Origin of the sequence: Janthinobacterium sp. PSPC3-1 (assembly GCF_049896105.1) — a bacterium.
Lineage (GTDB): Bacteria > Pseudomonadota > Gammaproteobacteria > Burkholderiales > Burkholderiaceae_D > Janthinobacterium.
In genome coordinates, this window is the sequence record NZ_JAFCTQ010000006.1 from 1 (window position 1) to 22,026 (window position 22,026).

Sequence of the window (22,026 nt, forward strand, 5' to 3'; positions counted from 1 at the left end):
TTCGGTGTGCTCAGGTCTGGAAAAATATTTGATCCGACCTTGCACAACGCTTGACGGGGATAACAGTATCTACGTCCACCCGGCCGGCGTTACTTTATCGGCGGCACCGCCAACGGATGCGCCTTGCTCTCCTGCCCCCGCTGCCACTCCAGCCCCGGCCGGTCGACGCGGAACTGCAGCAGCCGCCCTTGCACCACTTCCGTCACATACGCGGTGCGGCCGTCCGGGCCGCCGAAGCTGATATTGCTGGGTTTCGCACCCGGCACGCTGATCTCGCGCAGCAACTTGCCCTGCGGTGACAGCTTGACTACCGTGCCCTTGCTGTAGCGCGTGACATACAGGTTGCCGTCGACGTCGACGCGCATGCCGTCCATGCCGAAATCGTCGAAGCGCTGGAACAGGCGCTTGCCGCTCAAGCTGCCATCGGCGCCGATATCGTAGGCCCAGATATTGCGCTGCACGCTTTCATTCACGTACAGAATCTTGCCGTCGGGGCTGACCTCGATGCCATTGGCCGTGCCCATGGTGTCGAGCGCCAGGGTGATCGTGCCGTCGCGCGCGATGCGCCACACGCGGCCCGTGTTTTCCTTCCAGTTCGGATCGCTCGCATACAGCACGTCGTCCTGCGTGATGGCGATATCGTTGGGCTGCGTCATGCGGGCGTCGCGCGCGTGGATGGCGACGGCGCGCGTGCCTGGCTCCACCACGTAGATCGTATGCTCGATATAGTCGGCCAAATACATCTGACCACGGCTGCCGAAGCGGATGCCGTTGGCGATGCTGGCGCCGGGCAGGGTCAGGAAGACCTCGCCCTGGCCACCTGGGGTGACCTTGCCGATGGTTTGCTGGCGTGCGTAGTTGACGGCATAGATATTGCCGTCCGCATCGACGGCCGGGCCTTCGATGCCCTTGGTGAACGAGTGCGGCGCCGTCAGCGCGCTGGCGACGAACAGGGTTTCGGGCGCCGGCGGGCTGGCGCAGGCGCTGAGGGAGGCAAGCGGCAGGGCCAGCGCAAGCACGCGCAGCCAGGGCAGGGCGGTAAATAAATGGGGCATGAGCAGTCCTGTGGGGCGAAGCTGGCATGTTACCTGAGCGTGCACCGCAAGCGCCGCATTCAAGCGTATGATGACATCGGCAGTGACAGCTTTTTTGCGGTTTTTTTCCACTCACCACGAGGAGACATCATGGACAAACCCGAATTCATCCTGGCCGCCAAGGCCATGGAAACGCTGGAAATGTACCAGACCTTTTACGGCCATTCGCAGGAGTACCAAGCGCACCAGCAGGAGGTATTGAAACTGCTGCGCCACAAGGGAGCCTCGCTGCTGGTATCGGAACACGGCCCGGCCAAGTTCCTGCTGGCGTTTGCCGATGCGCTGGAGACGGCCGGCCTGCCCGGCGAATATGTGCCGCTGGCGCGGCGGCAGAATATCTCCTGACCCCTCAGGCTGGCGGAAATGACACCGTCACCGCCAGCCCCTTTTCGTCCAGCCCCGCATCGAGCGTGATCTGCGCCTGGTGGCTGTCGGCGATGCGCCGCACGATTGACAGTCCCAGCCCGCTGCCGGGCAGGTGCGCGCCGGCCAGGCGAAAGAAACGCTCGAACACGCGCTCGCGCATGGCTTCGGGGATGCCGGGGCCGGTGTCGATCACGCGCAGGAACGTCAAGCCATCCTGCTGGCCGCAACTGATGTCGATCCGTCCCGGCGCCGGCGTATAGCGCATGGCGTTGTCGAGCAGGTTGCGCACCAGCATGCGCATGCTGTCCGGCTCCAGCAAACACGGCGCCGCTCGCAGGTCCACGGTCAAGGCCAGTCCCCGCTGCGCACATTGCTCCCGCCATGGTGCGACCTGTTCCGCCAGCAGGCCGGCCAGGTCCACTTTTTGCGGCGCGGCGCTGGCTCCCGCTTGCGGATCGAGCCGCGCCAGGGTCAATAACTGATCGACCAGCCGGCTGGCGCGCTCGACGCTGAGCCCCAGGCCTGCGATAAATTCATCACGTTCAGCCGGGTTGCGGGCGCGCTGCAGCACTTGCAGATTGGTCTTGATGGCGGCCAGCGGCGTGCGCAACTCGTGCGCCGCATCGGCAGTAAAACGCTGCTCGTATTCCATGGTGTGGCGCACCCGGCCGAACAGGCGGTTGATCGCCAGCAGCAGCGGGTGCACTTCGCTGGGTACGCCGTGCAGGCTGACGTCGCCCAGGTCGTTCGGCGTGCGCGCCGCCACTTCACTGGCCGAATGGCGCAGCACGCGAAACACGCGGTTGATGCTCCACCAGATAACGATAGTCGCCAGCGCCACCAGCAGCGCGCCGAGCACGGCGATCTTGTAGAAAAAGCGGCTGCTGATATCGTCGCGGTGGCTGGTCGGTTCGGCCACCAGCAGTTGCAGCTGGCGCGGGGCATCCCACAGCACGAACAGCCGCCATTGCTGGCCGTCAATGGTGGTCCACGACAGGCCATCGGGCGCGCTGTGGGAGATCGAGGTGGTCAGGGCGCCGTCATTGCGATACAGCACGTTCTGCTGCGCGTCGCGCACCTTGAAGCGCAGGTAGTGATGCGGGTTCGGATAGCCGCGCAGCGGCAGGTCGATCGTGGCCTGCCTGCTCCGGCTGCGCAAATCATTCTCCACCAGGGAGAGCAGCAGATGGCCGGTTTCCACCAGCGACTGGTCGAACAGTTCGGCGCTTTCCTGCTGCGCCTCCACATACACGATGGCCGCGCTGCTGCCCCACAGCAGCACCGTCAGCCCCAGCAGCACCGCCAGCAGGGTACGCCGCAGCGACCAGCTGTTGACGTGGTTCACGCGGCGGCGGCCGACAACGGTTTGTCGCAGCAATAGCCTATCGCATGCACGGTGCGGATCAGGCCGCGCCCCAGCTTCTTGCGCAGGTGGTGGATATGCACCTGGATGGCATTGCTTTCCACTTCTTCGCCCCAGCTATATAAATTCTTTTCCAGCTGTTCGCGGCTCAGGATGCGCCCGCTCTGCTCGACCAGCATCTGCAGAATACGGAATTCCTTGACCGTCAGCGCCACGGCGCGCCCGGCCTGCGTCACTTGCCGCTCGGCGATATCGAGCAGCAGCTCGCCATGCACGAGCTGTTCGCGCACCCTGCCGGCCGCGCGCCGGCTGCTGCTGCGGATGCGTGCCGCCAGCTCGTCGAGGTCGAAGGGCTTGGCGATAAAGTCGTCGGCGCCGCCATCGAGCCCGGCGATGCGCCCGGCCACATGGTCGCGCGCCGTGACGATCAGGATGGCGCCCTGGTAGCCGCGCGTGCGCAACATGTCGAGCGCGGCCATGCCGTCCTGTCCCGGCAAGCCCAGGTCGAGCAGGATGCAGCCGTAGTCGTGCAGGCGCACCGCCGTGTGGGCCTGCTCGGCCGAGGTCACCCAGTCGACCGCATAGCCGTTCTGTTCCAGGCCGATCTGGGTGGCGCGGCCCAGTTGCGGGTCGTCTTCTGTCAGCAATATGCGCATGTGTCTTCAATACAACTTGTTAAGAACCTCTTAAGAACTTCTTTGCACCATCAATTGTAAATGATTCCTATTCTTAAACTGTATAAACATCACCCCCGGAGATTGAATGTTTCATCGCACCCGCACCATGCCGCGTCTGACCACGCTCGCCCTGAGCCTGGCAGCCCTGTCCAGCACCCCCGCCTTTGCCCAAGAGACGTCCGCCGACACCATGCCCGAAGTGGTGGTCTCGGCCGCCGGTTTCGAGCAGGACATCAAGCAGGCGCCCGCCTCGATCACCGTGCTGACGCGCGATGAACTGTCGCGCGAGCGCTTCGGCAACCTGACGCAGGCGCTGGAGAGCGTGGAAGGCATCGATGTCGGCGCGGCCGGCGACAAGACGGGTGGCATGAACATCAGCATCCGCGGCATGCCCAGCGACTACACGCTGGTGCTGATCGACGGCCGCCGCCAGAATGCGGCCGGCAATGTCACGCCGAACGGCTTCGGCGGCACGCAGACCAGCTTTATGCCGCCCCTTGCCGCCATCGAGCGCATCGAGATCATCCGCGGTCCCATGTCGACTCTGTACGGTTCGGACGCGATGGGCGGCGTGATCAATATCATCACGCGCAAGGTGGGCAAGAAGTGGATAGGCTCGGTCGGCGCCGACTACACCTTGCAGGAAGAATCGTCGTTCGGCGACGTCAAGGCCGGCAAGTTTTACCTGAGCGGCCCGATCGTCGCCGATACGCTGGGCCTGTCGCTGCGCGGCAGCAAGCAGCGCCGCGATGCGGCCGACATCAGCTATGAAACGCTGCCCGGCGTGGACGAGCCCGCAAGAATGGGCGCCAACCCCGTGCGCTCGGACGTGGAAAACTTCGGCGGCCGCCTGGCATTCACGCCGAACCGTTTCCATACCATCACCCTGGACGCCGAAGCGGGCCGCCAGACCTATGACAACTCGCGCGGCCAGCTCGGCACCCTGGGCACGGGTGGCTATGCCACCAAGCAGAAATACAACCGCGACCAGTGGACCCTGTCGCACACGGGCCGCCTGGGCTTCGGCACGCTCGACAGCAGCTATATGGTGAACAAGACGGAAACCCTGGGCCGCACCATACCGCCGGGTACGCCAGGCGCCGTGGCCGGCAGCGCGCGCACGCTGGAAGTGGAAAGCAAGGTCTTCGACACCAAATTGGTGCTGCCTTGGGGCAATCACATGTCGACCATCGGCGCGCAGTGGTGGAAGGCCGAGATGACCGACGGCGTGGCGCCGACAGTATTCGAGTTCACGCAAAAAGCCCTGTTCGCGGAAGACGAATGGCGCTTGCTGGAAAGTTTCGCGCTGACCCTGGGCGCCCGCTATGACGATCACAGCATCTTCGGCGGCCAGACCAGCCCGCGCGGCTACGCCGTCTGGAATGCGACGCCGAACTGGACCGTCAAAGGCGGCCTCAGCAAGGGTTACAAGACGCCGCGCGTGGAGCAACTGTCGCCCGGCATCAACGGCTTCGGCGGCCAGGGCACGATCCCGCTGGTCGGCAGCCCCGGCCTGAAACCGGAAACCAGCACCACCACCGAGCTGGGCGCCTACTTCGACAACCTGGCCGGCTGGACCGCCAGCTTCGCCGTGTTCAACAATGAATTCAAGGACAAGATCACCACCGGCACCGGCCTGATCAATTGCATCTACAGCCTGTCGCCGAATCGCCCGGGATGCGTGAGCTTCGGCAACTGGCCCAGGGTCGATGCGTTTGGCCAGTCGATCAATGTCGACGAAGCCGTCACGCGCGGGGTGGAAATGAACACCCGCTTCCCGCTGAGCAAGACGATTGCCGCCAGCGCCAACTACACCTACACGGAAAGCGAACAGAAGAGCGGCAGCAACGCCGGCCAGCCGCTGGGCGACACGCCGAAACACGCCGTCAACGCGCGCCTGACGTGGGATATCACGCGTGAATGGAAGAGCTGGCTGCGCGCCGAATACCGCAGCGACCGCTTCCGCGACCCCGGCACCTCGGCCTCCACCCGCGCCGCCAAGGCCGCACTGGGCGACTACAAGGGTTACACCATGCTGCACCTGGGCGCCAGCTACCAGGTCACGCCAAAAATCACCCTGAACGCGGCCGTGTACAACCTGCTCAACAAGGACTTTATCGACTACCAGCCCTACCGCGCCACGTCCGGCCCGGCGCTCACCTATAGCAGCCGCTATGTGAACAATATGGATGGACGCAGGTTGTGGCTGTCGGCGAACGTGGATTTCTGACGTTCGATGGACCCTCTCCCTGGGCATGGGGGAGGGTAGCAGATCAGGCCGTGGCCGTCTCCGACTTCAGCATGGCGCGGATGCGGTCGATATGCACCTGGGCTTGTCCGATGCGCTCGGCGTGGGAGGGGCCGGCCTCGCCCTGCGCCCCCATGCGTATCAGCAGGTTGCGGTTCTCCTCGAACATGCGCAGCGCGATCCACAGGGTTTCTTCCATCTTCGCCTTCTGTTCCGCCATCAGCGTCGCGGCCGTATAGGAGTGCCCCGTATGGCAGCGGTAGCGCAACAGTTTTCCCTTCTTCATCTGCCACAGCACGCCGCCGCAGCCCGGGCAATTGAACGGCACCTGCTCGCCCAGTTCCTCCACCGATTCCAGGTCACTCAGCACGCGGTGTGCGATGGTGGCCTCGACCGCGATATCGTCGGGAATCGCGGCCTGCTTGCGTTTGCGCCGCTTGACCAGGCTCGCCAGTAGCACGCCCATCTGCGCAATCGGCAGGCAATGGTCGACCTTGGCCAGCCGCAGCGCATTTTGCGGCATGTCCGGATAGGCGCAATCGTCGGGATCCTGCACCACGCAGGTGCCGCCGCAGCGCTTGACGGCCACCAGTCCTTCGCTGCCGTCGTCCAGGTAGCCGGTCAGCACCACGGCCACCACGCGGTTGCCGAACGCCACGGCGGCCGAACGGAACAGCGAATCGATGGCTGGCCGCGCCCGGTTCTCGCGTGCGCCCTTGGTGATGGCGATGCGCTCGCCCGAGATCATCAGATGGTGATCGGGCTGGGCCAGGTAGACATGGCCGGCCAGGATTTTTTCGCCATCGGTGGCGATCTTGCAGGGCAGTGTCCCCGTTCTTTGCAACAGATGCAGCAGCGGCTCGGACGAGGCCGTGGCCGCCATATGCTGGACGATCAGCATGGCGGCGGGAAAGTCCGTGTCGAACTGCCCGACTAGCCGGGCCAGCGCCTGCAAGCCGCCGGCCGATGCACCGACCACCACCACGTCCTTGGTCAGCGGCTTGCGCGGCGGGGCTTGCCGGATCTGCTTTACTGCACTGTCATTTTTCATCGTATCCTCCACCAGGGGGGCGTGATCAGAGGAAGGCTTGCCGGCCGTTTCTGCTGCCAGGCAATGAAATCATAGCGCTTTTTTCAACTTGTACGGCACACGCCACCAGCCGTGCGCGGCTGCCTCGCCTGTACAATCGGCAACATACGGATCGCCGCATCCGCCCTTGATACCGGATGCCCCATCGTGAAACAGACATTGCAAACCTGGTCGCAGTCCCTGCGCGAAGCATCGACCTGCATGGGCCTGGGCCTGCGCGACACGCGCCATGCCGGACTGTGGTGGCGTTCCGCACTGTGGTGCATGATCGTGGTGAGCCTGTGGCTGGCCTTGTACCTGCATTTCGGGCGCTTTTTCCTGGAGCTGAGCGCGATGTTGGCGATGCTGTCCGTTAGCGGCCTGATGGGCCTGGGCGTGATGCAAGGCGTGGCGCCGATTGCCACCGGCCCGGCCACGGTCTCGCAAATGAGCAATGTCGTCGGCAGCCTCGGCAGTGTCGGCCAGGCCCTGCTGTCGATCGCCCAGATCGCGCTGGTGCTGCTGGCGCTGGCCACTTTTTTCTATGTGCTGGTGTTTGTCGTCGCCTCCATCGGCACGGCCCGCTTGCCGCTGCGCTGGCTGTTTCTTGCCCGCGCCAAAGAGGTGGTGGCGCGCCGCTACGCCTTGTGGCAGGCGCCCGCTGACCTGGCGTCGTCGGCTACCCGTCCGCGCTGGCTGTGGCGCATCTTGCTGGTCTTGTCGCTGCTGATCCCCATCTGGGCCATGTGCGTGCTGATTATCTGGCTGCTGGCCTGCAATGTGTGGTTCATCTACGGTGCGGCGGCCGAAGGCGTGCTGGACAAGGAGCAGCAGCGGGCCTTGCGCCGTCAGCAGCGTCCGGCGATTGTTTTCCTGGGATTGTTGTTGTGCCTGCTGATGCTGATTCCGGTACTGAATTTATTGTTGCCAGCCGTGCTGTGCACGAGCGTCTGCCATCTGCAGCGCCGTGGCTGGCGTGCGGCTGTGCTAGTCAAGGAGTGAAGATGAAGGATATTTCGGGACAGGGAACGCTGGAGCACGCGATCGAGATTGCCGCGCGCACGCATGCGGGCCAGGTCGACAAGGGCGGCGCGCCCTACATCCTGCACCCCTTGCGCGTGATGCTGCGCGTGGCGCCGGGAGCGCAGCAGATCGTGGCCGTGCTGCATGACGTGGTGGAGGATAGCGACGTCACGTTCGAGGACCTGGAGCGGGAAGGGTTTTCCGCCGAGGTGATCAACGGCTTGCGCGCGGTGACCAAGGTGGAAGGGGAGTCGTACGAGGACTTCGTGGCGCGCGCGGCGCTCGATCCGGTGGGCAAGGCCGTCAAGCTGGCGGACCTGATGGAGAATAGCGATTTGTCGAGGATTGCGCAGCCGTCGCAGAAGGATCTGGAGCGGGTAGAGAAGTATGGAAGGGCGATTGCTTATCTGATGGCAGGATCGTAGCGAGAGATCCAGCATGCCGGGATCGTGTCCTGATCCCGGCACATGGTCCTACGGCGCCAGCGTGCCTATCCGCGCATGCACCACCAGCTCTCCAGGGCCATGGAATGTGACCTTCGTTACCGCGCCTTCGGCATCGCGCCCGAACTCCACGTATGCCACCGAATTGGGAATCAAGAAACCCGTGTCGGAAAACGCCGTCAGCACCACCTTGTTGCGGCCATTGCGATCCATCACCAGTTGCCCGCCTTCACTGCGGAAATTGCGTGTATTGCTGTCATCGATTCTGTAGCTGCCCTGACAGGCCTCCAGCACCTTGGCGTCCAGCGTGATCGCCGTGTGCTCCGGGAAGGGGGTGCCGGCCGCGATCGCTGCCGCCTTCATCGCGATCATTTCGGCGGCCGGGATGCCGCTGTCGGCATTGGTCAGCACGGCAACATATAGCTGTTGCGCGGGCAGCCGCAAGGCGTAGGAAGAGTAGCCGTAGATGCCGCCCCCATGCGACTGCATCGTCATGCCGCGCAGTTTGCCGATGCTCCAGCCGTAGCCATACGGCACGCTTTTCCCATCGGGCAAGATATGGGCGGTCAGTGCTTTTTGCAGGCTGGCCGGCTTGAGCAGCGTACCGGCACTGACAGCGGCATCCCAGCGTGCCAGGTCGTCCACCGTCGACACCAAACCGCCGGCCGCATACGGCTGCGTCATGCTGGCGACCTTGCCGTACTCGAAGCTGGCTCCGGCGTTGCCGCGGGTATAACCCTGCGCGCGCACTGCACTGCCGCGTTCGTGGCCATCGTAGGCGCTGTTGCTCATCCCTAGCGGCACGAAGATGCGCTGCTCGACAAATTGGGCATACGACAGGCCCGAGACTTTTTCAATGATCGCCCCCAGCAGGAAATAACCCGAGTTGCTGTATGCGTAGCGGGTGCCCGGCTCGAATTGCAGCGGGTCATCCTTGAAGGTGTCGATCATCTGGCCCGGCGTCATGTCTTTCGCCACGCCGGCTTCAAAGCCGGGCTTGCTGGTAAAGTTGGCGATGCCCGAGGTATGCGTCAGCAACTGCTCGATGGTGATGCGCTTGCCACCGGTCGGGTAGTCGGGCAGGAATCGGGTGATATCGTCGTCCAGGGCCAGCTTGCCTTCGTCGGCCAGTATCAGGACGGCGGTGGCGGTGAACTGCTTGGTGACCGAGGCGATGCGCATGACCGCCTCCGGTGTCATCGGCCTGCCCCTGGCGATATCGGCCATGCCGTAGGCTTTGCGAAACACAGGCTGGCCGGCCTTGGTGACGATGATGGTGGCGCCGGGCTCACCAGCTTTGAACAGGGGAGCGATGGCGTTGTCGATGCGGGTGGCCAGAGCTTGGTCGTGAGTGGCAGTTTGGGCATGAATTGTGGGGGTGTGCACGATTAACAGCAGGGCCAGCAGCGGGTACGAGGCGAGACGGAGCATGGAAAGGTTCTCCCTGTTTCAGGTGGATAGGCGGCGTAAATGGTTGGGCCGGTATGGCAGGGAAGATAGGTGAGATGGGGCCGAGGCGCCAGCGCGGAGCGATGGGATGCCGTTTTGGCGGGGTGGCTGGGGAATAGCCTGGCTCGGCGGTTGGCGAAGTCAGTCAGCAGCTGGCGCCGGCGATGCTGGCGCCGGTGCGCAGGTTGAAGCCCAGGAAGCAGCGGTAAAGATAGGATGGGCGCCGCTTGCGTTTGTCTGCGAATGTGAATTTATGATGACAGGTTTTTGGCGCCTTTTTCCGGAATGCGGGTGAGGGCGTTGTTTGAAAAGGCAGAGCTGCTTGTTGCTAGCAGATGGCGCCATGCATGCCTTTTCCGGTCTTGAGGTCGAGTCCGAAATAGCAGCTGTATCCTGCGCCTTTCATGTGCACGCACGATAAATCCCTGCGGCGGCGCTCCCGGTAGTCCTTTGCCTCACTGCACTCATTTTCCTTGGCGACATCCGGCCCGATCTGCAGGAACAGGTCTTTCGCCGCTGGCCCCGTCACCATGAACGCCACTTTCTTGTCGCTGGGCGTGGGCGGCAGCATTTCCGACAAGGTACCGCCGTAGATTTGATAGTCGCCGCGCAAAGGCTTGGGTGTGGCTGATGGAGACGTATCGGCTGCCATGACGGAGGCGACGTGGAGCAAGAACGGTGCGAGGATAAGTAAACGGACGTTCATTAGTGCTCCCGGATTTCAATATGGAGGTGGTCGTCGTGGCCCATTAAAAACCGCACCCGCCCACCGCCAAAAGCCTTGCTACTTGTTCTTTGTAGCAGGCGTTTTTACCTCCGATAGCGTACAAGTCGCATGCACGGCAGTCACATTCCGATGGCTGTCTTTGTTCGTGGTAATCGTACACTCGGATAAATTTCTCGGCAATTGCTGCGACAGTGTCAATTCGGCCGCCATGCCATAACCGCAGCTGAGCCATTTCTCTTCCTTTGTCAATTCGCTCAGCTTCCAGATTGCGATATTACGGCTGCGTTCTTCTCGGTAGCTTGAGGGCTTTGCTGACTGGTAGCTCGAAGGTGGCCCGTACATCAGTTCACCACTGCCGACACGCAGCGAGAAGGGCGCGAAAGGCGTCCAGCCGTGAGGTGGTGTGCCGAAGTTGATTGTTTGCACAGGAAATTCAGCAGGACACAGGATGGTGATGCTGGAGGCATGTACAACGGTATTGCACGATAGCACGCAGGCCGCAGTGCAAATTGCAACGCAACTTGATGTCGAGCGGTAAGGGGATGGTGACGTCATGGGGCCTCGATTACCGAAAATGCTCTGGCGTTATTGCTGGGATCGATGAAAGTACCATTTGTTGTCAGGTTCTTGGTACTGATGAAACGCGACTGTATCAATGGTCGCCCCTTGTATTGATCGATGACCCAGAATCCGTCAACGCCATGCCGCAGAAAAAATGCTGCATGATTGCCGGTTGGGTGATTGGGATAACGTCCTTTGACGAAGGTGGCGATCGCCGTTCCTGGCCTGATCGCCGGATTGTTCAGAACCTCCGCACCAGCGGGCCAGCGCATGGTTGGGCCAGCTGACGTGAATTCCTTGATCAGGGTGACACAGTCTCCATCGCCTATTTTTTGCTTGCGCTGCAAGGCTGCGGCGTGAAAGTAGATGTGGTCCATTTTGCTCCCCCAGAACGTGAGTGGTGTGTGCTGGGTGATGGTGAGGCAGGAGCGTATTGGGGGTGTTGTGGGTGGACAAGGATGGTGGTTTTGTGAGAGACCTTCTAATGTAACGTCTGCTCACCAGAATTCAGCAATGGCTGAATTACTCGACAAGCAACTGTAGGTCCAGACATTGGTATTGCTGAGACGGTGTCGTTATGGTGCACCTGATCCGGTGCCTGTACGCCTTGACCTGCATGCCGATACCCGTACCCGGGGTCAGGTCCGCCATTTGTACACGATCTCTGAGTACGCAGGGTCAGGTCCGCCATTTGTACACGATCTCAGCCATTATCTGCTCTGTGTGTGGCAAGTTGCGCGTTTTCAAATGTGGATATGGCTCGACTGACTGTCCTGCTCGATACATGGAAAGCGGCTGCAATATCTGACATGGTATAGGCCGTTGACAGATAGGCTCTTGCCATTGCTTCGTCCCTGTCGCAGTAGCGGGCCTGATACTGTGCCAATGACAGCGTTAGGGCTCTGCGAGACCCGGGGTCAGCTCCGCCATTTGTACACGATCTCAGCCATTATCTGCTCTGTGTGTGGCAAGTTTCGCGTTTTCAAATGTGGATATGGCTCGACTGACTGTCCTGCTCGATACATGGAAAGCGGCTGCAATGTCTGACATGGTATAGGCCGTTGACAGATAGGCTCTTGCCATTGCTTCGTCCCTGTCGCAGTAGCGGGCCTGATACTGTGCCAATGACAGCGTTAGGGCTCTGCGTTGTGACCTGGACGTATCTTTGAATGTCTCTGCACGCTGCGATTGTTGATTGGCTGAAACGAAGGTGTCAACGCCAAGAAGTATTTGATGACAGGTTTGATCTAGCGGACTTGCTTTTCCCACTCCAGCCGCGACAAACCGGCAATAGGCGGCGACTGCTTTATCGTGCGTGTCGCCAAACTGGCTCAACAACCAATCACGTGCTAACCAGCACGGAGCCGCTGCTTCGTCCAGAAAATAGTGATGACTACTCCAGTACCAGTTGTCGGGTGATATCACTATATGCGCCCTCACTGGATTCAAGACGATATAGCGAGAAAGCTCCAGAAGGTAGCTTTCTTTCTGTACCAGGATCGCTTGGTAGCGGCCTTGAAACACGTGCCCAACAAGCTTGTGGTGGCGGTTGAAGTGCTGGGAATATAAGCCATTCAGTTGACGCATGCCCTGCGACAGATTCGCCTCGACCGTTTCAACGAGCAGGTGATAGTGATTGTCCATCTGGCAAAAGCTGTGTACGACAAAATGGTGACGTTCGCACACCATGCCTAGCACTTCCTGCCATACCAGGCGATCAGTATCATCGCGATAAATTGCGCTGCGCCGATCACCACGCGAAGTAACGTGATAGAGAGCACCGGCAAATTCAAGTCGTAGTGGTCGCGTCATGCTGAGGACCATACCTGAGCTATTTACATTGACACTGAGATTGCGCAGTGGTTTTGGCCCGGATACGTGTCCCCGTGAATAGGTGCCATGACCTGCATGCCGGAAACGTCCCCAAGCTGAGATCGTGTACGAATGGCGGACCTGACCCCGGTCCTCCTGCGGTCCTCCAGATAGTCCGTGCTAGGTGATATCCCCATGGCTAAATTTTCAGTCGTAGTTTTGCTGCGATTGCCTCGGTCTCGTCTAAAGAAATCTCATCTACGGCACCGAAATTAGTTCCGCCGCCGTCAAGCGTGCCGGCAACATGAAAATGTACATGGTCAATGGCCTGTCCAGCTGGCACTCCATTGTTTTGCCAAACGGCAATTCCTGCCTTAGCATAAGCACAGTCGATTAATTTTGCTGCATTCCTTACTTCAATGCCCAAAGCGGAAATTTCTGAGTCAGATAATTCGAGAATATTAGAAACATGTCGCAGAGGCAAAACCAGTAGATGCGGGTTGCCCCTCTGCTCCCGCGTTACAAATATAGCAATTGTTGCAGTTCGATATAAAATTGTGTATGGCCGTTTTCCTGTTAAATAGGCGCAGAAAGCGCAATCCGTATGTTTAGGTAGTTCTAGGCTGGACTCTACTTTCATGATGATCTCAGTGAGGATAAGAATGCTTGTAACTCTAGTCTGTCGAGCTTTTTATAGTCCTCTGGTCTGACAATAATACGAAGTTCTTCACATACTCTAGACTGGCGTGATGCAAGAATGAATGAAAGAATTGTGAAGCGAATTGCATCTTGAGCAGGTAGGATATTCGATAACCTAGCTTGCCCACCACCAATGACAGGAACTGAGATAGTGCCGCCGTTACTTGTCCGCGATACTTCGCTCCAAAGACATCCTAAACTTTTCCAGATTTTATCAGGAGAGGAACTAGCTTCGTTATTGCTGTTCATTTCGCAATAGGCTAGAAAAAACAATAATCTCGCGGCGTGGTTCACAGTGGCAATTGCCCCAATGCCATATTGATTGACGTTGCCATTTTTTGCAATTGTACCGATAATTGGTTTGGCAACTAGTGCGCTATCAATATCAGCTTTAAGACGATTTATGTCATTTCCATAAAGAATAGCCAACGCTTGCCCTTGGAGACTTCCATTGGCAATTATTATTGGTGTTTCCATATCGAATGTATCATTTGTTCCGATAACCAAATGCGTTGATTCAGTCAGTATGTTGCCTTTAATAATTGAAATTTTTATATTTGGAGTGTTATATGTTTGTTCTATCGGTCGTGGCCACGACCAATATAGAGAACCTAGAATCGCGATTGTAAGTGTCAAAGCAAGAAAGGGATATCCTGAAAATATGACAATATCTTTCGATATTGCTGTTCCAATTTGTTGTACTGTGGATACTGCCCCTAAACAGAAAAAGAATCCGGTCAAAAAGTGGCGCCAAAAGCGCCAAGTTGTCATGTCTTGAAGTAAGTTCATTTATAATTTAAGTTCGGCGTAAACCGACTCCAAGTAATAATAATTCCCTTTTTTTTCCTTGGATGCACTTGAGAAGTCTGCGGCGTAGTTGTCAAGTGCATATTTAATTATCTTAGGTTGAAAAGAAACTGACATTGTATAGTAGTTTTTCTCGATCAGTGGATTTGGAATGTGATTTTTGTCAATTTTTCTGTCGCCATCTAAATTTGCAATGACAATAGGCAATCCCAAATCGATAATTAATTTTATCTCATGTGCAAGAAAGGATTTTTCATCGCTGCCTTTGCGCTTCCCGACTACACTTCCAAGAAGGACAACTTGCTTAGCATTTTTTAGGCGATCAGTTAGGTTTTTTTTAATGGTTTCCGGTTTGCTTGTGTCTCTAGAAATAAATAAATCATGTGCATCGAAAAAATCAAAATCAATGTTTTGATTTGCTTTCCAAGCTTCCATTAGCCGATATTGGAGGATGTCTTCGCTTGCGAAGGCCACATATGTCTTGTTGCGGTAGCTCATAAATTTCCTATACAGTCATTATTAAAACAAAGAAACTTCTTGAAGGATACACATTTTTGAAAATAAGTGCTTGTATTATCTAAATAACTTTACGTGCCATGTGGTTTATGATTGTAGTTGAAATATGAATCGAAGTTATTTTTTGTAAATAATTTAATCCAATTAAAGTCAATATAAGCCGCAGGCATCAGTTCTGCCGTTCAGATAAGGACTAATCCTAGATGATGCTATTGCGCCGAATAGAAACTATTTCGCTACTTTGCTCGAAAGCAATCTGTTTGTGAATTCAATAACATCGGAATCCTTTTCATTGCGCCGCACAGCTTCATCTGCGATTTCAATAGATAGCTTGTTGCGCAGTTTAAAGTTTCCGCGTGGCACGCCATCGAGTTCCTTTATTGCCGTTGCCAGATGCCCCTTGGCAAGCTCGAAACGCACTTTTAGCTTGGCGAGAAGTCCAGCATGTGGCCGTACCCCTTTGCTCTCATCGGCTATTTTTTTAATGTGTCGAATGTCCGTATCTACAGAATGTAATACAGCCTCGTCATTTCGGACCTGTAACTTAATCTCGGCTCTAGCTGCAAACGCAGTTACTTTGTTCGGTGATCCACGAACAGCGCGATCGGCCCAAGTCATGGCTTCCGGAAAATTCTTCAATGCCGCATAAAAATGTGCATTTCGTGCATTGATAAAATCGGTGCGCTCTCTACGGTCTGCAACTTCTAGTTGTAGAAAAAGATCCTCAACCTCAACATCATCTGCCAATGCTTGCATATTTGTCTTCCGGCGTTCAATCAAACACTGCAACAGTACATCCAAGACAAATGGATTCCCAGGCGTACGAGTCAATGCTTCACGGGCATACCCCTCAGCAGACGAGAAATCTTCGCGCACAGCTAAAACCTGCGCAATCTCGCGCAATGCATGAGTATCTTTTTGATTAATCTTAAGTGTTTCCCCGAATTCACTCTCTGCCCTGTCAAAATCACCATTCCATCTTGCATCAAAGCCATTAATGAAATGAACATGTCGCTGGGCCTGGGCTGTGTTAATGCGCGACAGCTCCGCGATTGCATAGTCAAAGCTGTCGCGTTGCTCTGTTCGTACTGCCGCCATACCCAGAAGTCTAAGGCATTCAACAACAGCCTCATCCGTGAGCGTGTGCCGTTTCTCCAATGCCGCTGTTGCGAACCCAACACTTTCGCCATATTTCTCACGGTCATAGCATCCCCTGGCAACACGAAGATAGTGCGAACCTACTACTGCACGCTCACTGAACCCAAGTGGGCTGCTTTTTCCTTGCAGAATCGAGGTTGTTATTGAAATATCAACCGTTTCGAAGGAAATATTATCTTCTGCGGTATAAGTTGAGGTAAGCGCGAGTAATCGCTTACGAGCCTCAATTAAGAAGCCGTCAGTTTCAGAAGAGAATTGTTTCCTGAATCTTGCGCTTCGGAAATAAGATGCTAAACGCAAATGATCACCTTCGGTTTCTAATAATCCAAGAGACAGCAAGTTATTAACTGCCATCGCAATGGCTTGATCCGATTCACCAGATATTTCGATGAGATCTGATGGGTCAATAGCCCCAAGCTCATCGAATAATGTAAGAAGGCACTTGGCCGTCTCACTTAAGTTGAGCCCATCGACAAGACTAAGGGAAAGAGCACGAAGAACCTCGATTAGTTCTCGGGGATTTGCTTCTATCGCTGGTTTCTTGGCGAGAGCAACAAACTCTGCTGCTGTCCAAATCATGGCAGGATGTCCGCTCACGTGTTGACACAACATCGCTATAAATCCTGTATCTGGATCTTGCATACCAAGATAATCAAGCGCATATATCCATAGACGTTTGGACTCATCATCTGTCATGCCGTCAATCTTAAAAAAGCCGACATTTGTAAGACGATGCTGTTCTTGGAATCGCGGTAAACGTTTGGCACATAGAACAACTGTCGGACGCCTATTTTTTAGACTCTTCAGTAATAAATGGAATTCTGGTTGAAAGTTGCCGTTATCATCAAGAATATCATAGTCAAACTTCAACCATACAAGCATTTTTTCTTCGCCAATTTCACAGAGGAGTGAACTAGTCTCCTCGACTAATTTCTCCTTAGAATAATCCGAAATTTTCTCAAAAAAAACCTTTGCCTCGTCAACTGTTGGTCCACGAAAAGCGAAATATAGCTTGCGGAATGTCTCTATCAACCCTTCACCATCAGATATGGATATTTGAATTCCGGTAAGGTCTATTCCAGGAAATAAACTTTTCAGTTTATTTGCTACGGCCGAGCGCCGACCGATCCCATCTACACCACTGACATATAAGGCATTGATTTGGCGGTTTAGGTCTGCTATTTTTGTTTCTATCTCGTCTTGAATTTTTCGTGATACAAATGGTTTTGGTTGAATTCCTTTAGCTGCATCCAACTCGAATAGTTTAGTGCGGATAATATTGGCAATACGATCGCAATTTGACGTTCTTACAAATACGTGCATTCTCACCCAATCTGGAAGATCTCCCGCTGGCGTGCCATCAATAATAAAAACTAATACACCACCTAGCTTTCGTCCATAAAGCAAATGCTGTGCTAACTCTAGCTCAGTTCTCACCCAGTCGGAGTTCATCGAGTTGGCAGATGCGATTAAAACGAAAAGGCTAGATCTATCAAGCGCTGCTTGAATTTCTGTGGTACTTTTGTTTCCTGCTTCAAAAGTATGGCTATCAATCTCCCAACGGGCAGCTGAAACTTTGCTAGCAACTTCTTCGAGTAACGGTTTGTCCATGCTCGAATGTGAAATAAAGGCTTTGGCAAATTTACTCATTGGTACCTTTCCGGGAAGATTTTACTATTGCTAAATATTAGCACGCCTTATGCGCTACCTTGCTGACATTCTTTCGCTCTAGACTCAATAACCATGCTTAAAAGCAACTTGGTCGCGATGCCCGATTAGAGCTGAGGTCAGGTCCGCCATTACGACACAGTCTCAGCAATACCAATGTCCGGACGGAAAACTACCGCGCAATCTCAGTGTCAGTGTAAATAGTTCAGATATGTCCCTCAGCATGACGCGACCGTTACGACTTGAGTTCGCCATTGCTCTCTACCACGTTACGTCGCGCGGTGATCGGTAAGGTCGATAATGCGTAATTGGGCTCAGATCCATGATTCAGACTCGGCCTGAGCATTAGATGGTTTTCTAGAGCGAAGCCTGCTGCCTAAAACCTAGTCAAAGGAATCGGAGAGGGTTGCGCTTGCAAGCGCAACCCGGTTTTGCGGCCGCGAGCTGTGCTCGCCGAAGTCCCGCAAAACCCCCGCGTCCGTGCCGGACGCGGATTCGATGCCCGGCTGTTTCGTCGTTGGATAAAAAAGTATGGACCCCGTCGCTTGCGCTCGTGGGCCCTTACTTTTTTATCCAGTGGTGGAGACAAGGCAAAAGCGCCGTTGGCGCTTCCTTAATCAGAAGAATCGGAAAGCCGTTGCGCTGCAGCGCAACGTCGCTTCGCGGGCGCCTCGCACGCGAGGCGAATTCCCCGCTACGCCCCGCGTCCGTGCCGGACGCGGATTCGATGCCCGGCTGTTTCGCGTAGGATAAAAAAGTAAGGGCCCCGTCGCTTGCGCTCGGGGGCCCTTACTTTTTTATCCAGTGGTGGAGACGGCGGGAATCGAACCCGCGTCCGCAAGCACTCTACAGACAGTTCTACATACTTAGCACTATCATTTAATTTAACTCAGCCAGCACGGATGTGCACGTTATGGGCAAGCGAGTTACCTATTATTTAGTCGGACGCTAAGTAACCCAGCATACGACGAGTCCCTGTAAATGACTCTAGAGCTTTTGACGGCCCACCCCAGGGACGAGGTGTTCTAGAGCTAACAGCGATTAAGCTGCCAGTGCGTACGAGTTATCGTTTGCAGTTAAGTTTTTTCAGGTTGTATTTACGAGGTAGCCCGCCCTCGGTATGCCCTGCGCTGCTTTGCAACCCACGTCGAAACCAGGTCGTCCCCACAGAACCTTCATTGTAGCGCAAACTTCACACTCTTGCATGATGCATTCGTGCCTGCTATTTGACGATGTGGGGAGGCTGGGCGCCAGCAGGCGCCCAGCCGCTACGCAGGCTCGCCGCATGCGGCGAGAATTCCCTGCTGCGCCGTGATGGGCAAGCGCGTTACCTGTTATTTAGCCGGACGCCAAGTAACCCGGCATACTGCGAGTCCTGTGGTGATTCTGGAGCTAACAGCGATTAAGCTGCCAGTGCGTAGAGTGATCGATGTCGGTTAAGTTGTTCTGGGTGGATTGACGAGGTAGCCCGCCCTCGGTATGCCGTGCGCTGCTTTGCGACCCATGTCGAAACCAGGTCGCCCCCATAGAGCTTCGTTGTGGCGCAAAGTTCATAGTCTTGCATGATGCATTTGTAGTAATGCTCGCTTCGCAGGCCGTGGTGACGTAACTTTTAGCCCAACTGGAACTGCTGGGGTCAGTCGCTTCGCGATCGGACTACGTCCCACTGGGACGTATTCCCCCGGCGGGTCTGACCCCGGGTCTCTGCTGCGGGCCGCAAAGTCACTTGTGGCACACAAACAATCAAACCATCAAGCCGCCAACTGCCTTTCCCGCTCCGCCAGCACCACCCCACTGACCAGCTCCAGCAACGCCGCCGGCGTTTCCAGCAGATAATCCGCATTCCACGACAAAGGTTCGACCGGGCCGCAGTAGCCCCAGGCGCAGGCGATGGTGCGCATGCCGGCGGCGCGGCCGGCCTGGATGTCGCGCAGGTCGTCGCCGACGTACCAGCAGGATTCCGGCGCCAGGTCCAGGCGGCGGGCCGCTTCCAGCAGGGGGGCGGGGTGGGGTTTCGGGTGGGGCATGGTGTCGCCCGAGATCACGCAGCCGGCGGCGGAGAGGCCGATCTGGCCGACCAGCGGGTCGGTGAAGCGGGCCGCCTTGTTGGTGACCACGCCCCAGGGCAGGCCCAGCGACGTCAAGCCGTCCAGCAGCGCGGGGATGCCGTCAAATAAACGGCTTTCCACCGCGAGGGCCGCTTCGTAGTTGTCCAGGAAATCGGTCTTCAGGGGCTCGTAGCCGCTTTCGCCGGGGGCGATGCCGTAGGACGCGCCTATCATGCCGCGCGCGCCGGCCGAGGCCGTGGGGCGTAGCACTTCGTAGGGCGTGGGGGCCAGGCCGGCGCGCGAGCGCATCAGGTTGATGGCGGCCGCCAGGTCGGGTGCGGTATCGGCCAGGGTGCCGTCGAGGTCGAACAGGATGGCGCGCGGGGCGGGCAGGTGGTCGGTGGTCATGGCGGGCGCGGACTCGGTAAAAGTGGGTAAAAATGAAAAATGGCGGCCGCAGCCGCCTTGATTGTTGCTTTTGGCTTACAAAGGCCGGGTGCAGGCCACCAGGTAGTTGACGCTGGTATCGTTGTTCAGCGAGTAGATCTTGGTCAGGGGATTGTAGCCCATGCCGCGCATGCTGTTCACGTCCAGGCCGGCGCTGCGCGCAAATTGCGACAGTTCGGCCGGGGTGATGAATTTGTCGTAGTCGTGCGTGCCTTTCGGCAGCAGGCGCAGGATGTATTCGGCGCCCAGCACGGCGAACAGATACGCTTTCGGGTTGCGGTTCAGGGTCGACATGAAGATATGGCCACCGGGCTTGACCAGCGCGGCGCAGGCTTGCACGATGGCGGCCGGGTCGGGCACGTGCTCGAGCATTTCCATGCAGGTCACCACGTCGTACTGGCCCGCTTCTTCGGCGGCCATGGCTTCGGCGGCGATCAGCTTGTAACGCACGTTCACGCCCGATTCCAGGCTGTGCAGGTCGGCCACCTTCAGGGCTTTTTCGGACAGGTCGATGCCCGTCACATTGGCGCCCTTGCGGGCCATCGATTCGGCCAGGATGCCGCCGCCGCAGCCGATGTCGATCACGCGCTTGCCGGCCAGCGGCACTTTCGCGTTGATCCATTCCAGGCGCAGGGGGTTAATTTCGTGCAGGGGACGAAACTCGGAAGTGGGGTCCCACCAGCGGTGGGCCAGCTCACTGAATTTTTGGATTTCAAGAGGGTCGGCGTTCATGGGTGGAATGATAGCGGCATTTTTCGAAACGGGCAGCCACGGACGAAAAAAAACCCCGCCGTGGCGGGGTTTTTATCGATTGCGCTTGATCTGATGGACAGATCAGGCGCAGCCGGTGGGGCAATTACTTGCGGGTACCAACAACTTCGATTTCCACGCGACGGTTTTTCGCACGGCCTTCGGCGGTTTTGTTGTCAGCAACTGGCTGTTTCTCGCCTTTGCCTTCGGTGTACACGCGGTTGCTTTCAACGCCTTTGGAAACCAGGTAGGCTTTGACAGCATCAGCACGACGTACCGACAGTTTCTGGTTGTAAGCATCGGTACCGACCGAGTCAGTGTGACCGACGGCGATGATGACTTCCAGGTTGATGCCGCCCAGTTGGGTGGTCAGCTGATCCAGTTTCGACTTGCCTTCTGGTTTCAGGGTCGCTTTGTCGAAGTCGAAGAAGGCATCAGCGGCGAAGCTGACTTTTTCCGAGGTCGGTGCTGCTGGTACTGGCACAACCACTGGCGCTGGTGCTGGAGCAGGCGCTGGTGCTGCTGGTGGCGGAGGAGCCACGCATTTGCCGTTTTGCAGGGTTTCTGGTTCTACGCACAGTGGCACGTCGCAACCTGGCACCGCGTCAGCAGGTGTCCAGTAGCCGGTACGCCAGCACAGGCCGAATGGGTCACGCACGATTACGCCGCGGGCATCTTGCACATAGGCGCTCTTTGGCGTTGGTGCTTTGATGTCGGTGGTCACTGGAGCGAATGGTGGCGAGGTTGGGGTTTGAGCCGAAGCCGAGCCAGCAATCACTGCGGATGCAGCGAAAAACAGCGTTACAAATTTATTCATTCTTTTTTCCTTTCGGGGGGTGATATCCGCAGAACAACACGGCGCTACTGGTCTTACATGCCGGGATTTTATCATGTCGACCACAACGCTCGTTCAGATTGCGAAACTAGCAATTAACTTCTACTTCATTTTGCCACACGCATCCGTAGCGCACGACCGTGGGCAAATCAAAGCTTCCGCGATTTTAGACTGCATGTTGTAACTACGCAACGAAAATGCCCGATTATGACGCGCCCGTGACATCCGGTTACATTTTGTGCCTGTTTTGTGGGCAGAGTACTTGA

The 22,026-nt window shown here is 56.9% G+C and carries 20 protein-coding genes and 1 other RNA gene; 4 read left to right on the forward strand and 17 right to left on the reverse strand.

The genetic code is table 11. The features are described from left to right. Positions 1-89 precede the first annotated feature (89 nt). Complete coding sequence (locus tag ACP7B7_RS08600) at positions 90-1,055, reverse strand: SMP-30/gluconolactonase/LRE family protein (protein WP_426076396.1); 966 nt, start codon at positions 1,053-1,055, stop codon at positions 90-92. A gap of 129 nt (positions 1,056-1,184) precedes the next feature. Here ACP7B7_RS08600 and ACP7B7_RS08605 point away from each other — a divergent pair, with 129 nt between their 5' ends. Further along, the gene (locus tag ACP7B7_RS08605; protein WP_426076397.1) at positions 1,185-1,439 is read left to right on the forward strand and encodes a hypothetical protein; all 255 of its coding nucleotides are present in this window, start codon (positions 1,185-1,187) and stop codon (positions 1,437-1,439) included. Positions 1,440-1,443: 4 nt separating this feature from the next. On the opposite strand, the gene ACP7B7_RS08610 is transcribed toward ACP7B7_RS08605, so the two are convergent. Both ACP7B7_RS08610 and ACP7B7_RS08615 read right to left on the reverse strand, forming a co-directional pair. Further along, positions 1,444-2,838 (reverse strand): ATP-binding protein, encoded by a 1,395-nt coding sequence (locus ACP7B7_RS08610; protein ID WP_426076398.1) that lies wholly within the window; start codon positions 2,836-2,838, stop codon positions 1,444-1,446. Further along, positions 2,802-3,479 carry a response regulator gene (locus tag ACP7B7_RS08615; RefSeq protein WP_426076399.1) on the reverse strand — a complete coding sequence of 226 codons (678 nt, stop codon included), beginning with the start codon at positions 3,477-3,479 and terminating at the stop codon, positions 2,802-2,804. Before ACP7B7_RS08615 ends, ACP7B7_RS08610 begins: the two co-directional genes overlap by 37 nt. A 106-nt stretch (positions 3,480-3,585) precedes the next feature. Between ACP7B7_RS08615 and ACP7B7_RS08620 the strand changes: the two genes are divergently transcribed. Beyond that, a complete protein-coding gene (locus ACP7B7_RS08620) occupies positions 3,586-5,730 on the forward strand; it encodes a TonB-dependent receptor domain-containing protein (RefSeq protein ID WP_426076400.1) in 2,145 nt (714 codons plus the stop codon). Between the two features lie 43 nt (positions 5,731-5,773). On the opposite strand, the gene ACP7B7_RS08625 is transcribed toward ACP7B7_RS08620, so the two are convergent. Next, positions 5,774-6,799, reverse strand: a complete 1,026-nt coding sequence (locus ACP7B7_RS08625) for a chemotaxis protein CheB (RefSeq protein WP_426076401.1) — start codon at positions 6,797-6,799, stop codon at positions 5,774-5,776. A 186-nt stretch (positions 6,800-6,985) separates the two neighbouring features. On the opposite strand from ACP7B7_RS08625, the gene ACP7B7_RS08630 reads away from it, so the two are divergent. Together ACP7B7_RS08630 and ACP7B7_RS08635 are read left to right on the forward strand one after the other, a co-directional pair. Beyond that, on the forward strand, positions 6,986-7,819 hold the full coding sequence (locus tag ACP7B7_RS08630) for a hypothetical protein (protein WP_426076402.1): 834 nt from the start codon (positions 6,986-6,988) through the stop codon (positions 7,817-7,819). Between the two features lie 2 nt (positions 7,820-7,821). Further along, a complete protein-coding gene (locus ACP7B7_RS08635) occupies positions 7,822-8,265 on the forward strand; it encodes a GTP pyrophosphokinase (protein ID WP_426076403.1) in 444 nt (147 codons plus the stop codon). 48 nt (positions 8,266-8,313) lie between these two features. On the opposite strand, the gene ACP7B7_RS08640 is transcribed toward ACP7B7_RS08635, so the two are convergent. The 13 genes from ACP7B7_RS08640 to ompA form a co-directional block, all read right to left on the reverse strand. Further along, complete coding sequence (locus tag ACP7B7_RS08640; RefSeq protein WP_426076404.1) at positions 8,314-9,714, reverse strand: serine hydrolase domain-containing protein; 1,401 nt, start codon at positions 9,712-9,714, stop codon at positions 8,314-8,316. Positions 9,715-10,060: 346 nt separating this feature from the next. Continuing rightward, positions 10,061-10,438, reverse strand: coding sequence for a hypothetical protein (locus tag ACP7B7_RS08645; protein ID WP_426076405.1), 378 nt, complete (start codon positions 10,436-10,438; stop codon positions 10,061-10,063). A gap of 78 nt (positions 10,439-10,516) precedes the next feature. Then, a complete protein-coding gene (locus ACP7B7_RS08650) occupies positions 10,517-11,014 on the reverse strand; it encodes an STY0301 family protein (protein ID WP_426076406.1) in 498 nt (165 codons plus the stop codon). Further along, positions 11,011-11,397, reverse strand: coding sequence for a BPSL0067 family protein (locus ACP7B7_RS08655; protein WP_426076407.1), 387 nt, complete (start codon positions 11,395-11,397; stop codon positions 11,011-11,013). The genes ACP7B7_RS08650 and ACP7B7_RS08655 overlap by 4 nt, the downstream gene beginning before the upstream one ends. Before the next feature lie 565 nt (positions 11,398-11,962). Then, on the reverse strand, positions 11,963-12,832 hold the full coding sequence (locus tag ACP7B7_RS08660) for a transposase (protein ID WP_426076408.1): 870 nt from the start codon (positions 12,830-12,832) through the stop codon (positions 11,963-11,965). 199 nt (positions 12,833-13,031) lie between these two features. Continuing rightward, on the reverse strand, positions 13,032-13,472 hold the full coding sequence (locus tag ACP7B7_RS08665; RefSeq protein ID WP_426076409.1) for an HIT family protein: 441 nt from the start codon (positions 13,470-13,472) through the stop codon (positions 13,032-13,034). After that, positions 13,469-14,320, reverse strand: a complete 852-nt coding sequence (locus ACP7B7_RS08670; protein WP_426076410.1) for a macro domain-containing protein — start codon at positions 14,318-14,320, stop codon at positions 13,469-13,471. The genes ACP7B7_RS08665 and ACP7B7_RS08670 overlap by 4 nt, the downstream gene beginning before the upstream one ends. Next, the gene (locus ACP7B7_RS08675) at positions 14,321-14,836 is read right to left on the reverse strand and encodes a TIR domain-containing protein (RefSeq protein ID WP_426076411.1); all 516 of its coding nucleotides are present in this window, start codon (positions 14,834-14,836) and stop codon (positions 14,321-14,323) included. It abuts the gene before it with no gap. A gap of 246 nt (positions 14,837-15,082) precedes the next feature. Next, positions 15,083-17,662, reverse strand: a complete 2,580-nt coding sequence (locus ACP7B7_RS08680) for a TIR domain-containing protein (protein ID WP_426076412.1) — start codon at positions 17,660-17,662, stop codon at positions 15,083-15,085. A gap of 823 nt (positions 17,663-18,485) precedes the next feature. Further along, positions 18,486-18,846: a transfer-messenger RNA gene (ssrA, locus tag ACP7B7_RS08685) on the reverse strand. 585 nt (positions 18,847-19,431) lie between these two features. After that, positions 19,432-20,136 (reverse strand): HAD family hydrolase, encoded by a 705-nt coding sequence (locus ACP7B7_RS08690; protein WP_426076413.1) that lies wholly within the window; start codon positions 20,134-20,136, stop codon positions 19,432-19,434. Positions 20,137-20,211: 75 nt separating this feature from the next. Further along, on the reverse strand, positions 20,212-20,907 hold the full coding sequence (gene ubiG / locus ACP7B7_RS08695; protein ID WP_426076414.1) for a bifunctional 2-polyprenyl-6-hydroxyphenol methylase/3-demethylubiquinol 3-O-methyltransferase UbiG: 696 nt from the start codon (positions 20,905-20,907) through the stop codon (positions 20,212-20,214). Positions 20,908-21,031: 124 nt separating this feature from the next. Beyond that, positions 21,032-21,742 carry an outer membrane protein OmpA gene (ompA, locus tag ACP7B7_RS08700; RefSeq protein WP_308922582.1) on the reverse strand — a complete coding sequence of 237 codons (711 nt, stop codon included), beginning with the start codon at positions 21,740-21,742 and terminating at the stop codon, positions 21,032-21,034. Positions 21,743-22,026: the final 284 nt, after the last annotated feature.